The organism is Pseudomonas sp. DSV-1, from assembly GCF_035830915.1.
Taxonomy (GTDB): domain Bacteria; phylum Pseudomonadota; class Gammaproteobacteria; order Pseudomonadales; family Pseudomonadaceae; genus Aquipseudomonas.
The window spans coordinates 3,622,050-3,634,963 of the sequence record NZ_JAYMYG010000001.1 but is presented as its reverse complement, the minus strand read 5'-3'; the positions used below and the strand labels follow the sequence as shown (position 1 = coordinate 3,634,963).

Below are 12,914 nucleotides of genomic sequence, written 5' to 3'. Positions count from 1 at the left end.
CATGGGACGCTGTGGATTCAAGTCGGTACGTGCTCAACGTGGCCTGGCAATGGTCGAGTTGGCGCTGACGCTGCCGCTGCTGGTTTTACTGATGCTCACCTTCGCCGAGTTCGGTCGCATGCTGTTCCAGTACAACAGCTTGCAGCAGGCCAGTCGTGATGCCGGGCGGTATGTGGCCAGCCAGGCATGGAATTCAACCCTGGGTACGGTCCAGCTGAGTGCCGCGCTGATCACCCAGACCCAGAATGTTGCCGTCTATGGCATACCGGCCAACCCCAATGGCTACCCGGCGGTAGCACCGGGCCTCACCACGGGCAATGTCACGGTGAGTGCGGTGGGCACTGACCATGTCCGGGTCAGCATTGCCTACACCTTTGTCCCGGTGATCGGCAGCTCAATCCCGGCCCTGTATGGCAGCAGCGTGCCGCTGGGCCTGCTGCTGACTTCAACGGTTGTCATGAGGGCCTTGTGATGAACAGCAAGCGCATGGGCGGCGTGTACATCGTCGAGTTCGCCATCACGGCTCTGGTGTTGTTCACCTTGCTGTTTGGCGCGCTGGAAATGGGCCGGTTGTATTTCACGGTCAACGTGCTCAGTGAGTCGGTGCGTCGTGGTGCGCGTCTGGCGGCGGTGTGCAATATCCAGGACCCGGTCATCCTGCGTCGCGCGATGTTCAACACCGCCACCAATGCCGGGCCGAGCAGCCTGATTGCCAGCTTGAGCACGGCCAACCTGAACTTGATCTATATGGATGCCAACGGTGCTGTGATCGCCAGCCCCAATGATCTGGTGAGTGCCACCGGCTTTGCGGCCATTCGTTATGTACAGCTACAGGTCACCAATTTCAGTTTCAATCTGTTGATCCCCGGATTCAGAGGGGTGTTCATTCTGCCCACGTTCAGGTCGACGGCACCTCGCGAGAGTCTTGGTCGTCAACCTGATGCAACGGTTACACCGGGGATTACGCCATGTTGAGCGTGCGAGAAGTGACGGCGGCTGCGTCGACAGATCGCCAGGCAATGCGCTTGTTGATCAGTGGGCGAGACGGGGCGGCGTTGAACCATCTCAAAGCCTTGAGCCAGGGCATACCCAACCTGCAGGTGAACATCCGGTTGGTGAGCAATGGCCATACCGATCCGTTGTACGGGCTGGAGCAGATGCCTGATTTCCTGCTGTTGCGCGTCAGCCATTTATGGCGTGAGGAGTTGGCGGCGCTGTTGCAGCACCCGCTCAAAGAGCGTCCGCCTCTGCTGGTGTGCGGGCCTCTGGAAGAGCACGAAGGCATGCGTCTGGCCATGCAGGCCGGAGCCCGTGATTTTTTGCCTGAGCCTGTGTCAGCAGAGGATTTGCAGTCGGCACTCGACCGCATGCAAATGGAACTGCACTCCGATCGTGGGGCCAAGGGCAAACTGGTGGCGGTGATGAATGCCAAGGGCGGATCGGGGGCCTCGATGCTGGCCTGTAATCTGGCTCATCAACTGAGCGTTCACGGCGGCAGAACCCTGTTGCTGGACCTGGACCTGCAGTTCGGCAGCCTGGCCCATAGCCTCGATGTGCTGCCGACCCACAGTCATACCGATGTGCTGCAACAGATCGATACCCTGGATAGCGTCGCATTGCGCGGTTTTTGCAGCCATTTCAGCCCTGCCTTGCATGTGCTGGGCGGGCGCGCCGATGAACTGTGCCTGTCCCAGGATATACCCCTGGAGCAACTGGACAGTCTGTTGCGGCTGGCGCGCAACACCTACGACTGGGTGGTGGTGGATTTGCCGCGCCATATCGATCACCTCACCGGCATCACTCTGGAACAGTCGGATCGGGTCTATATCGTGCTGCAACAGAGCCTGAGCCATCTGCAGGACGCCAATCGCCTTGTGCGCATCCTGCGCGACGATCTGGGCGTGCAGAGCAATCGCCTGCACGTGGTGATCAATCGCTTTGACAAGGCTTCGCCGTTCAAACCCAAGGACATCAGCGATGCGTTGCGTTGCGCTGACCTGCAAAAATTGCCCAATGACTATGCGGTGGTCAGTGAAAGCCAGAACACCGGGGTGCCACTGGAACTGCATGCGCCGCGTGCCGGTATCACTTCGAGCCTGCGCGAGTTGAGCCACAACCTGATCGGGGTCGAGGCCAATGAAGCGGGCTTGCTAAAACGTACGTTCAACCGTCTGTTCGGAGGATAAGCCATGCTCAGCGACTTTCGTAACCGCCTGCGTCAGCGAGCTGGCAAGCTGGCTCCGGTAGATACTGTGGTGATACCCATCGAGGGTGCCGACTGCGCCAGTGTATTGATGGCCTGGGAGGCCAGTGCACCGGATGTGGTGTACGAAACCCGCACCAAACTCAGCTCGATGGAAGCCGAGTGGCGGGAGAAAATCTACCAGCAGTTGCTCAAGGTCATGGACCTGTCCTTGCTCGATACCCTGGAGCTGGCCGACGCCGGACGCCAGATCCGTGAAATCAGTCTGCGCCTGCTGGACGAGTACTCGGCGCCGGTCAGTGCCAGCAGCCGCCAGTTGATTATCAAGCAAATCACCGATGAGGTACTGGGGCTCGGGCCGCTTGAACCGTTGCTCGGTGACAACAGCGTGTCCGACATTCTGGTCAATGGATTCAACTCGGTATATGTCGAGCGCTTTGGCAAGTTGCAGAGAACCGATGTGCGCTTTCGCGACGACCAGCATCTGCTCAATATCATCGACCGTATCGTGTCCAGTTTGGGGCGACGCATTGATGAGTCCTCGCCGCTGGTGGACGCGCGGCTCAAGGACGGCTCGCGGGTCAACGCGATCATCCCGCCGCTGGCCATCGACGGGCCGAGCATGTCGATCCGTCGCTTTGCCGTGGATTTGCTCAATACCCAGAGCCTGGTGCAAATGGGCACCCTGACGCCAGCGATCGCCCTGATGCTCAAGGCGATCGTGCGCGGGCGGCTCAATGTATTGATCTCCGGGGGCACCGGTAGCGGCAAGACCACCATGCTCAATGTGCTGTCCAGTTTTATCCCGCACAACGAGCGGATCGTCACCATCGAAGACTCTGCCGAGTTGCAACTGCAGCAACCCCATGTGGTGCGTCTGGAAACCCGTCCATCGAATATCGAGGGCCGTGGTGAAGTGGGCCAGCGTGAATTGGTGCGTAACAGTCTGCGGATGCGCCCGGACCGGATCGTTATTGGTGAAGTGCGTGGCGCCGAGGCCCTAGATATGTTGACGGCGATGAACACGGGGCACGATGGATCGTTGACCACCATTCACGCCAACACTGCCCGCGATGCATTGGGGCGGATCGAGAATATGGTGTCCATGAGCGGAGCCACTTTTCCGATCAAGGCCATGCGTCAGCAGATCGCTTCGGCCATCGGCGTGGTCATCCAGCTGGAACGTCAGGAGGACGGTACGCGACGTCTGGTCAGCGTGCAGGAAATCAATGGCATGGAAGGTGATGTCATCACCATGACCGAGATCTTCGCCTTTGTGCGCAGCGGCATGGGCGAGAAAGGGGAGGTTTTGGGCGAGTTTCGCTCAACCGGGATGGTGCCGGCATTTCGTGATGTGCTGGCCAAACGGGGCATTGAGCTGCCGCTCAGCCTGTTCCGGCCGGACTGGATGGAGGGGTAGTGATGAACCAGATTCCTGGTGAATTTATCCTGGCGTTTCTGGGCATGGTGTTCTCTGCCATGTTCCTGCTCAGTCAGGGGCTGACGATTCCGGTGTTCGGTGAGGCCAACCAGGTGCGCAAGCGCATTCGTGGCCGTCTTAACTTGCTGGAGCGGGCCAATAACTTGCCCAACATGCAGTCGATACTGCGCCAGAAATACCTGCGTCGCCTGCCGCCCCTCGAGGCTCGCCTGGAGCAGTTGCCGATGATGGAAACCCTGGCCCAGATGATCGAGCAGGCCGGTCATGAGTATCGGGCTTATCGGGTCCTGTTGCTGGGGCTGGTGCTGGCGACAGCGGTGGGGCTTGTGCTGTGGTCGTTTCTACAGCTGTGGTGGGTGGCGGTACCGGCTGCGCTGGTCAGTTTCTGGTTGCCAATATGGAAAATATCCCACGACCGTACCAAACGTTTTGCCCAGTTCGAGGAGGGTTTGCCCGATGCCCTGGATGCCATGTGCCGCGCCCTGCGTGCCGGCCATCCGTTCAACGAAACCCTGCAACTGGTTGCTGATGAACATCACGGGCCGGTGGCTTACGAGTTTGGTCTGGCTTTTGCCGATATCAACTATGGCAATGATGTGCGTCGGGCCATGCTGGGCCTGCTGGAGCGTGTGCCCAGCATGACGGTGATGATGCTGGTGACCACGGTACTGATCCACCGTGAAACCGGTGGCAACCTGACCGAAGTACTGACCCGTTTGAGCAGCCTGATTCGCGGGCGTTTTCGCTTCCATCGCAAGGTCAAGACACTCTCGGCCGAAGGGCGGATGTCCGGCTGGATACTGGTATCGATGCCCTTTGTCCTGGCGCTGGCCATCTTGATTTCGAGCCCGACCTACATGCCCTTGCTGTTCAAGGAACCCCTGGGGCAGAAGCTGATCATGGGGGCGTTTGTGGCCATGCTGATCGGGATTTTCTGGATCCGCAAAATCATCCGGATCCAGGTGTGAATACGGGGTATCCCGGAGGGCATGGGCATGAACTATTTACTGGAACTGATCAACCGGCTGGTGGGTGACGAGCAACTGACCCGGCTGTTGTTCGCCGGGCTTATCGGGCTGAGTGTGGTGCTGGTGGTGGCGACACTGGTGATGCTGGTCAGGGGGCTGCAAAGCCCGGTGCAGCGCCGCTTGATGTTGATCAAGCGGGGTCATGGCGCAGACAATCGGGCGCCACCGAGCAATCTGCAAATGATGCTTGAGCAGGTGGGGCAGCGCTTCAGTGCCGGTGAGACCCGGCGCTCATCGGCCACCCGCACCCTGTTGACCCATGCCGGTTATCGCTCGCCGTCGGCGGTGCAAGTGTACTGGGCGATTCGGCTGCTGCTGCCCTTGCTGCTGACAGGTATTACGCTTGTGGCGTTGCCGTTTATTACCAATATGTCGCTGCTACTGGGCGTTGGCCTGTTGATGTTGGCACTTGGCGTGGGGTGGCTGGTTCCGGCGGTCTATGTGGGCGCACGCAAGCAGGCACGCATGTCGCGGCTGCTGATTGCTTTCCCGGATGCGCTGGACCTTATGGTGGTGTGCGTGGAGTCGGGGCTCGCCATGCCCCAGGCAATCGAGCGGGTCTCCGAGGAAATGGCCGTCAGCCAGCCCGATCTTGCCCTTGAGCTGGCACTGGTCAACGCCGAAGTGCGTGCGGGTGTTCCAAGCACTGAGGCCCTCAAGCACCTGGCCGAGCGTACCGGGCTGGAAGACATTCGCGGGCTGGTGAGCTTGCTGGCGCAGAGCATCCGCTTCGGCACCAGTGTGGGGACCACCTTGCGGATATATGCCGAAGAATTTCGCGATCGGCGTACGCAACTGGCTGAGGAAAAAGCTGCCAAGGTCGGTACAAAACTGGTCTTTCCGCTGATCTTTTGCCTGTGGCCCAGCTTTTTTCTGGTTGCCATCGGGCCTGCGATCATTAGCGTGTTCAAGGTTTTCGGAAAGATCTAAGGGAGGGGCGCGCGCAGCGCTCCTTTTTCCGAAAAAACGCTCGATCACTTGCCCGCCGTCGCCCGTGCAACATTAAACTTTTGAATCCCAAGGATATTCTGTAGCCTTATCGCGCTTCAGTGCTTGTCCGTGCCTGATACACACATTCTCCCAGCGGGACTTGACGGTCCGGAGCTGGTGGTACACTCGACTTTCGCGCAACGCGCTTGCAGGTCTTGCGAACATGACGCAAATTTCTGAACGACTTCTGGTTCAAGCCCACCTTGATGCCAAGCAGCCAAAACCGCTGACTGAGGCACAAGCCCTCAGCCTTCGTGCGCAGATCGCGGCTGAGCTTAAAGCCCGCGACGCGGTGCTGGTGGCGCATTTCTACTGTGATCCGGTGATTCAGGCCCTGGCCGAAGAAACCGGCGGCTGTGTGTCCGACTCCCTGGAGATGGCCCGCTTTGGTGCGGCCCACCCGGCCAAAACCATTCTGGTGGCCGGTGTGCGCTTCATGGGCGAGACGGCGAAAATCCTGACCCCTGAAAAACGCGTGTTGATGCCAACGCTGGAGGCCACGTGTTCTCTTGACCTGGGCTGCCCGGTTGAAGAGTTCTCGGCCTTTTGCGACAAGCATCCCGAGCGCACGGTGGTGGTGTATGCCAACACGTCCGCGGCGGTCAAGGCCCGGGCTGACTGGGTGGTGACATCAAGCTGCGCGCTGGAAATCGTCGAAAGCCTGATGGATAACGGCGAAACCATTATCTGGGGGCCGGACAAGCATCTGGGCCGCTACATCCAGCGCCAGACCGGTGCCGACATGCTGCTGTGGGACGGTGCGTGCATCGTTCACGAAGAGTTCAAGTCCAAGCAGCTCGAAGACATGAAGGCGTTGTATCCGGACGCGGCAATTCTGGTTCACCCGGAGTCGCCGGAGTCGGTGATCGATCTGGCGGATGCCGTGGGCTCCACCAGTCAACTGATTGCTGCGGCGCAGAACCTGCCCAACAAGACCTTTATCGTGGCCACCGACCGCGGCATTTTTTACAAGATGCAGCAGCTGTGCCCGGACAAGGTCTTTATCGAGGCACCCACTGCAGGTAACGGTGCGGCGTGCCGCAGTTGCGCACATTGTCCGTGGATGGCCATGAATACCCTGGAACGCACCCTGGAGTGTTTGCAGCAGGGTACCAACGAGATTTTTGTCGACCCGGCACTGGTGCCCCATGCCATTCGCCCGCTCAAGCGCATGCTGGACTTCACCCAGGCTGCGCGCTTGAAACTGGCGGGGAATGCCTGAGTAGCTAGCCCTACTATCTGTGGGAGTGGCGGTGCGGCGATTTCACTTGCTCGTTATGCGGGCTTGCCGCGTCGAGGCTATCGCGAGCAAGCCCGCTCCCACAGAGTCAGTGAGGCTTTTGTCAGTTCATCATATCTTTGAGCGCCCGCTCCTGATCCATCAGTTCCCGCTTGCGGGCATCCAGGCGGGCCGACAGCTGGAAGTTGTTGGTGAGCTTCTGGGCAAAGTCCAGTTGCTGGATGGCCTGTCGGAAATCCCCCACCAGCGCAAAGTATTCCGCACGGGCCTGATGCAGGCCGATGATGTTGCCTGACAAGCCTCGAGTTTCTGCAACCGAGTACCAGACATCCGGGTCATCGGGGCGGCTTTTGAGCAAGGCTTCAAGGGCTTTGTCGGCTTCCTTGGGGTTATTTTGCTTGAGCAACAGATCAACACGCGCCTGATTGAGCGGGTAGTTGCCCGGATACAGGGTGCGCATTCTGTCGATTCGCTGCTGGGCTTCGGCCAGGCGATTGCTGTCCATGTCCAGCTCGATTTGCGCCAGGTTGTAGGTGATGTCGTTCGGCGACTTTTCCAGTAGCGGTTTGAGCGTATCGCGGGCTTCGTTGAACTGGCTGCCCTTGATGTAGGCAATGGCCAGGCCATAGCGGGCTACGTCGTTTTTCGGGTTCTCATCCAGTTGCTGGCGAAAGCGTTTGGCTGCCAGACCCGGGGTTTCTTCGTAGTTGAGTTGCACCCGGGCGCGGATCAGTTGATAGCGCAAGCTGTCTTCGGTGCCGCCCACTCTGGCCTGTTCGGCGCGGTTGCGGGTGTCGGCGATACGCGACTCGGTGACCGGGTGAGTCAGCAAAAACTCGGGTGGCCTGCCGTCAAAGCGGTATTGGCGCATCAGGCGTTCGAACATGGTAGGCATTGAGCGCGGGTCGTAGCCTGCTTTCTCCAGGTTGAGAATGCCGATCCGGTCAGCCTCCTGCTCATTCTGTCGCGAGAAGCGCCGCTGTTCCTGCATGGCCGCAGCCTGTGTCCCGGCGATGGCGGCAATGCCCGCGTCGCCCGCGCCCGAGGCCGCAACGATGATCCCGGCGAGCAGCGCAGCCATCATCGGCAACTGCATGCGCTGCTGGGCCTCTACGCCGCGAGCGAAGTGACGCTGTGACAAGTGAGCAAGTTCGTGGGCCATTACCGAGGCGTACTCACCTTCGGTCTGGGCGTTGAGGAACAGGCCGCCGTTGACCCCGATGATCCCGCCGGGAGCGGCGAAGGCGTTGAGCTGCGGGCTGTTGATCAGAATGAATTCCAGCCGGCGATCCTGTACCTGGCTGGTTTCAACCAGTTTGTAGACGCTGGTTTCGACGTAATCCTTGAGTTGCGGATCATTGAGCTGCGACACCTGTCCGCGCAGCATGCTCAACCAGGCACGGCCCAGTTGGTACTCTTGTTGTGGCGAGACGATCGATGAACTGGCGTCACCCAGAGACGGTAAATCGTCGGCGAAGCTCGGCGAGGCGAGCAGGCAAGCGAGCGTCAACAGGGTAGGGCGCAGAAAAGTCATGCACAGAGCTCTGGTCGGTAAAGCGCTTACTGTAGCTGGACACTCGGCTGGCGACCAGTGGCGGCTCTGCTTGGGGTATTCTAGCCGGCATAAAAAACGCCCTATCTGGAGAAGTACGTAATGACTGATGCGTTGGCCCATGATGCCGAACTGGACGCAGCGGGCCTTGATTGTCCGTTGCCATTGCTCAAGGCCAAGATGGCGTTGAACAAAATGAGCAGTGGTCAGGTCCTTAAGGTCATCGCCACGGATGGGGGTTCACAGCGTGACTTTCGTACCTTCGCGCGCTTGGCAGGGCATGAACTGCTGCGTGAAGAAGAAAATGCGGGTACCTATCGCTACTGGCTACGCAAGGCCTGAGTCCCGGTCTAAGGAATATTGATGTTCAAGGTTCTACGTGGTTGGGTTCAGCGCTATTTCTCTGATGAGGAAGCGGTTGTACTGGCGGTCTTGCTGGTGCTGGCATTTACCGCTGTGCTGACATTGGGCGGCATGTTGGCGCCCGTGTTGGCGGGCATGGTGCTGGCGTATCTGATGCAGGGCCTGGTGGTTGCTCTGGAGCGCCTGAGAGTGCCCGCCGCCGCAGCGGTCGGGCTGGTGTTTGCATTGTTCATGGGGTTGTTGCTGGTGTTTCTTGTGGTGGTGGTGCCTTTGCTTTGGCATCAACTGATCACGCTGTTCAATGAGCTGCCGGGCATGCTCGCAAAATGGCAATCGCTGTTGTTGCTGTTGCCCGAGCGCTATCCGCATCTGGTTTCGGATGAGCAGGTGCTGCAAGCCATCGAAGTGGCCCGGGGTGAAATCGGCAAGTTCGGGCAACTGGCGCTGACCTTTTCACTGTCCAGTCTGCCGCTGTTGGTCAACATCATGATTTATCTGGTGCTGGTGCCGATCCTGGTGTTTTTCTTCCTCAAGGACCGGGCGCTGATCGGCCGTTGGGTGCGTGGTTATCTGCCTCGCGAGCGGGCGTTGATTACCCGTGTGGCGCAAGAAATGAACCGCCAGATCGCGAACTACATTCGCGGCAAGGTCATCGAGATCATTATTTGCGGTGGCGTGACTTACATCGCATTTGTCACCATGGGCCTTAATTATTCGGCCTTGCTGGCGTTGCTGGTGGGGATTTCGGTGGTGGTGCCCTATGTGGGGGCCGTGGTGGTGACGGTGCCGGTGCTGTTGATCGCGTTGTTCCAGTGGGGCTGGAGTGATCAGTTTATCTATCTGATGGCTGTCTACGGGATCATCCAGACCCTGGACGGCAACGTGCTGGTACCGCTGCTGTTCTCCGAGGCTGTGAGTCTGCACCCGGTGGCAATCATTTGTGCGGTGCTGTTGTTTGGCGGGTTGTGGGGTTTCTGGGGGGTGTTTTTTGCAATCCCGCTGGCGACGCTGTTCAAGGCGGTGCTGGATGCCTGGCCACGGGAGCAGCAAGTTGTGGCTCCACTGCTGTAAACACCTGAATCGCGGACATGAAAAAGCCCCGGCTCTGCAGTGAGAGTCGGGGCTTTTTCGTTACTGCATCAGCTTACGCTTGAATAACCGGAATGTTGGCATTTGCAGCCGCTTCACGGAATTCGGCGATCTGATCAAAGCTCAGGTAGCGGTATACGTCCGCTGCCATGGTGTTGATCTCTGCCGCGTAGGCCATGTATTCCTCAACGGAAGGCAGGCGACCCAGGATCGAGGCAACCGACGCCAACTCGGCCGAAGCCAGGTAAACGTTCGCGCCGTCACCCAGACGGTTCGGGAAGTTACGGGTCGAAGTCGACACAACAGTCGAGTTCGGCTCTACACGTGCCTGGTTACCCATGCACAGGGAGCAGCCCGGCATTTCCATGCGTGCGCCAGCTTTGCCGTAGATGCCGTAGTAGCCTTCTTCGGTCAGCTGGTGAGCGTCCATCTTGGTCGGCGGCGACAGCCACAGACGAGTTGGCAGCTGACCTTTGACCTTGTCCAGCAACTTGCCCGCAGCGCGGAAGTGGCCGATGTTGGTCATGCACGAACCGATGAACACTTCGTCGATCTTCTCACCGGCAACGGTGGACAGCAGGCGGGCGTCATCCGGGTCATTTGGCGCGCAGAGCACAGGCTCTTTGATGTCAGCCAGATCGATTTCGATGATGTGCGCGTATTCGGCGTCAGCATCGGCTTCCATCAGCTCAGGGTTGGCTACCCAGGCTTCCATCGCTTGAGCACGACGCTCAAGGGTACGAGCGTCGCCGTAACCTTCACCGATCATCCAGCGCAGCAGGGTGATGTTGGAGTTCAGGTATTCGGTGATGGACTCTTTGGACAGCTTGATGGTGCAGCCAGCAGCCGAACGCTCTGCCGAGGCGTCGGACAGTTCGAATGCCTGCTCGATGCTCAGGTTGTCCAGACCTTCGATTTCCAGGATGCGACCCGAGAATTCGTTGATCTTGCCTTTCTTCTCTACCGTCAGCAGGCCTTTCTGGATGGCGACGTAAGGGATGGCGTGTACCAGGTCACGCAAGGTGATGCCCGGTTGCATTTCGCCTTTGAAGCGAACCAGAACCGACTCCGGCATGTCCAGTGGCATTACGCCAGTGGCTGCGGCGAACGCTACCAGGCCGGAACCGGCCGGGAACGAGATGCCCATCGGGAAGCGGGTGTGGGAGTCACCACCTGTGCCGACGGTATCCGGCAGCAGCATGCGGTTCAGCCAGCTGTGGATAATGCCGTCGCCCGGACGCAGGGAAACACCGCCGCGGGTCATGATGAAATCAGGCAGGGTGTGGTGGGTGGTGACGTCGATCGGCTTTGGATAGGCCGCGGTATGGCAGAACGACTGCATTACCAGATCAGCGGAGAAGCCCAGGCACGCCAGGTCTTTCAGTTCGTCACGGGTCATTGGACCGGTGGTGTCCTGAGAACCTACGGTGGTCATCTTCGGTTCGCAGTAAGTGCCCGGACGAACGCCGGTCACGCCGCAAGCCTTGCCGACCATTTTCTGCGCCAGGGTGAAACCCTTGGTGCTTTCAATAGGTGCTTCAGGCTTTTTGAACAGGTCGGATGGAGCCAGGCCCAGTTCAGCGCGAGCCTTCTCGGTCAGGCCGCGGCCAATGATCAGGGGGATACGGCCGCCAGCGCGAACTTCGTCCAACAGAACCGGGGTCTTCATTTCGAAGGTAGTGATGACTTCGTCGGTACCGTGCTTGCAGACTTTGCCAGCGTGCGGGTACAGGTCGATCACGTCGCCCATGTTGATGTTGGAAACATCGAACTCGATTGGCAGTGCGCCAGCATCTTCCATGGTGTTGTAGAAGATCGGAGCGATTTTGCTGCCGAAGCAGAAACCACCGGCACGCTTGTTCGGTACGTAAGGAACGTCGTCGCCGAAGAACCACAGTACGGAGTTGGTGGCCGATTTACGCGACGAACCGGTACCGACCACGTCGCCGACGTAGGCAATAGGGAAGCCTGCGTTGCGCATTTCTTCGATTTGCTTCATCGGACCGATGGAGCCTTGAACGTCCGGCACGATGCCGTCGCGAGCCATTTTCAGCATGGCCAGGGCGTGCAGCGGGATGTCAGGGCGCGACCAGGCGTCCGGTGCAGGCGACAGGTCGTCGGTGTTGGTTTCGCCAGTGACCTTGAACACGCGCAGGCTGATTTTGTCAGCCAGTACAGGGCGGTTCTTGAACCACTCGCCGTCAGCCCAGGATTGCACCACGGCTTTAGCGTGGACATTGCCGTTTTTGGCTTTTTCAGCGACGTCGTGGAAGGCGTCAAACATCAGCAGGGTGTGCTTGAGTTGCTCGGCGGCAACCGGTGCCAGCTCTGCGTCATCCAGCATCTCGACCAGCGTCACGATGTTGTAGCCGCCTTGCATGGTGCCAAGCAGTTCTACAGCGCGCTTTTTGCTGATCAGTGGGGAAGTCGCTTCACCTTTGGCGATGGCGGACAGGAAGCCTGCTTTTACATAGGCCGCTTCATCAACACCCGGCGGAATGCGGTTGGTGATCAGGTCAACGAGGAATTCTTCTTCACCAGCTGGCGGGTTTTTCAGCAGCTCAACCAGAGATGCGGTTTGTTCGGCGTTTAGCGGCTGGGGAACGATACCCAGTGCTGCGCGCTCTTCGATATGTTTGCGGTAGGCTTCAAGCACAGTTATTACCCTCATCATTGGTCCCAAATGGGTGTCCGGGACGCTCATCCAGGAATGCCGAGCACTCATGCGCATGGGGGCTTTTTGAGCCGCTTAGCCAGAGTTGCAAGGATTCCCAACAGAAGCTGTTTTCAAAGTTTTACGCCTTCCGAACGGGGGGAGATGATGAATGTTGGTGCGGGTATCTGCAGTGCAAATACCCTTCACCAACACCGTTCTTCGGGATCAACTGTGCTCGTGACGCTTTGAAAACAGCTTCTAACGGACATTGGCGCCTTAAAAGGCAGACCGATTCTACGGTAAAAACTTGTTAAAGGTAAGTTAGCCCCTGAAGGTTGAGGGGTGATCTGCG

Annotated in this window: 11 protein-coding genes; 9 read left to right on the top strand and 2 right to left on the bottom strand. The window is 58.9% G+C overall.

Translation table 11 applies throughout. The features are described from left to right. Position 1 precedes the first annotated feature (1 nt). The 7 genes from VSQ83_RS17045 (at position 2) to nadA (ending at position 6,884) form a co-directional block, all read left to right on the top strand. Positions 2-472: a TadE/TadG family type IV pilus assembly protein gene (locus tag VSQ83_RS17045; RefSeq protein ID WP_133077974.1), complete on the top strand. Its 471-nt coding sequence runs from the start codon at positions 2-4 to the stop codon at positions 470-472. Further along, entirely contained in the window at positions 472-975 is a 504-nt protein-coding gene (locus tag VSQ83_RS17040) for a TadE/TadG family type IV pilus assembly protein (RefSeq protein ID WP_133077973.1), read from the top strand. Before VSQ83_RS17045 ends, VSQ83_RS17040 begins: the two co-directional genes overlap by 1 nt. Then, on the top strand, positions 969-2,186 hold the full coding sequence (locus tag VSQ83_RS17035) for an AAA family ATPase (RefSeq protein ID WP_219262075.1): 1,218 nt from the start codon (positions 969-971) through the stop codon (positions 2,184-2,186). Before VSQ83_RS17040 ends, VSQ83_RS17035 begins: the two co-directional genes overlap by 7 nt. Positions 2,187-2,189: 3 nt before the next feature. Next, positions 2,190-3,623 carry a CpaF family protein gene (locus tag VSQ83_RS17030; protein WP_133077971.1) on the top strand — a complete coding sequence of 478 codons (1,434 nt, stop codon included), beginning with the start codon at positions 2,190-2,192 and terminating at the stop codon, positions 3,621-3,623. A gap of 2 nt (positions 3,624-3,625) precedes the next feature. Continuing rightward, positions 3,626-4,612, top strand: a complete 987-nt coding sequence (locus VSQ83_RS17025; RefSeq protein ID WP_133077970.1) for a type II secretion system F family protein — start codon at positions 3,626-3,628, stop codon at positions 4,610-4,612. A 27-nt stretch (positions 4,613-4,639) separates the two neighbouring features. Continuing rightward, positions 4,640-5,602: a type II secretion system F family protein gene (locus VSQ83_RS17020; protein ID WP_326427233.1), complete on the top strand. Its 963-nt coding sequence runs from the start codon at positions 4,640-4,642 to the stop codon at positions 5,600-5,602. Positions 5,603-5,825: 223 nt separating this feature from the next. After that, a complete protein-coding gene (nadA, locus tag VSQ83_RS17015) occupies positions 5,826-6,884 on the top strand; it encodes a quinolinate synthase NadA (protein WP_016782293.1) in 1,059 nt (352 codons plus the stop codon). 121 nt (positions 6,885-7,005) lie between these two features. On the opposite strand, the gene VSQ83_RS17010 is transcribed toward nadA, so the two are convergent. Further along, the gene (locus tag VSQ83_RS17010) at positions 7,006-8,436 is read right to left on the bottom strand and encodes a M48 family metalloprotease (RefSeq protein WP_133077968.1); all 1,431 of its coding nucleotides are present in this window, start codon (positions 8,434-8,436) and stop codon (positions 7,006-7,008) included. A 120-nt stretch (positions 8,437-8,556) separates the two neighbouring features. Between VSQ83_RS17010 and VSQ83_RS17005 the strand changes: the two genes are divergently transcribed. After that, positions 8,557-8,796: a sulfurtransferase TusA family protein gene (locus VSQ83_RS17005; RefSeq protein WP_133077967.1), complete on the top strand. Its 240-nt coding sequence runs from the start codon at positions 8,557-8,559 to the stop codon at positions 8,794-8,796. Positions 8,797-8,817: 21 nt separating this feature from the next. Continuing rightward, positions 8,818-9,888, top strand: a complete 1,071-nt coding sequence (locus VSQ83_RS17000) for an AI-2E family transporter (RefSeq protein WP_133077966.1) — start codon at positions 8,818-8,820, stop codon at positions 9,886-9,888. Positions 9,889-9,961: 73 nt separating this feature from the next. Here the strand turns inward: VSQ83_RS17000 and acnB are convergent, their stop codons facing one another. Beyond that, entirely contained in the window at positions 9,962-12,562 is a 2,601-nt protein-coding gene (gene acnB, locus VSQ83_RS16995; protein ID WP_133077991.1) for a bifunctional aconitate hydratase 2/2-methylisocitrate dehydratase, read from the bottom strand. Positions 12,563-12,914: the final 352 nt, after the last annotated feature.

What these genes read in the sequence shown, in the direction of transcription:
- VSQ83_RS17045 (WP_133077974.1), top strand. Translation starts at nt 2, where the DNA reads ATGGGACGCTGTGGATTCAAGTCGGTACGTGCTCAACGTGGCCTGGCA.
- VSQ83_RS17040 (WP_133077973.1), top strand. Translation starts at nt 472, where the DNA reads ATGAACAGCAAGCGCATGGGCGGCGTGTACATCGTCGAGTTCGCCATC.
- VSQ83_RS17035 (WP_219262075.1), top strand. Translation starts at nt 969, where the DNA reads ATGTTGAGCGTGCGAGAAGTGACGGCGGCTGCGTCGACAGATCGCCAG.
- VSQ83_RS17030 (WP_133077971.1), top strand. Translation starts at nt 2,190, where the DNA reads ATGCTCAGCGACTTTCGTAACCGCCTGCGTCAGCGAGCTGGCAAGCTG.
- VSQ83_RS17025 (WP_133077970.1), top strand. Translation starts at nt 3,626, where the DNA reads ATGAACCAGATTCCTGGTGAATTTATCCTGGCGTTTCTGGGCATGGTG.
- VSQ83_RS17020 (WP_326427233.1), top strand. Translation starts at nt 4,640, where the DNA reads ATGAACTATTTACTGGAACTGATCAACCGGCTGGTGGGTGACGAGCAA.
- nadA (WP_016782293.1), top strand. Translation starts at nt 5,826, where the DNA reads ATGACGCAAATTTCTGAACGACTTCTGGTTCAAGCCCACCTTGATGCC.
- VSQ83_RS17010 (WP_133077968.1), bottom strand. Translation starts at nt 8,436, where the DNA reads ATGACTTTTCTGCGCCCTACCCTGTTGACGCTCGCTTGCCTGCTCGCC.
- VSQ83_RS17005 (WP_133077967.1), top strand. Translation starts at nt 8,557, where the DNA reads ATGACTGATGCGTTGGCCCATGATGCCGAACTGGACGCAGCGGGCCTT.
- VSQ83_RS17000 (WP_133077966.1), top strand. Translation starts at nt 8,818, where the DNA reads ATGTTCAAGGTTCTACGTGGTTGGGTTCAGCGCTATTTCTCTGATGAG.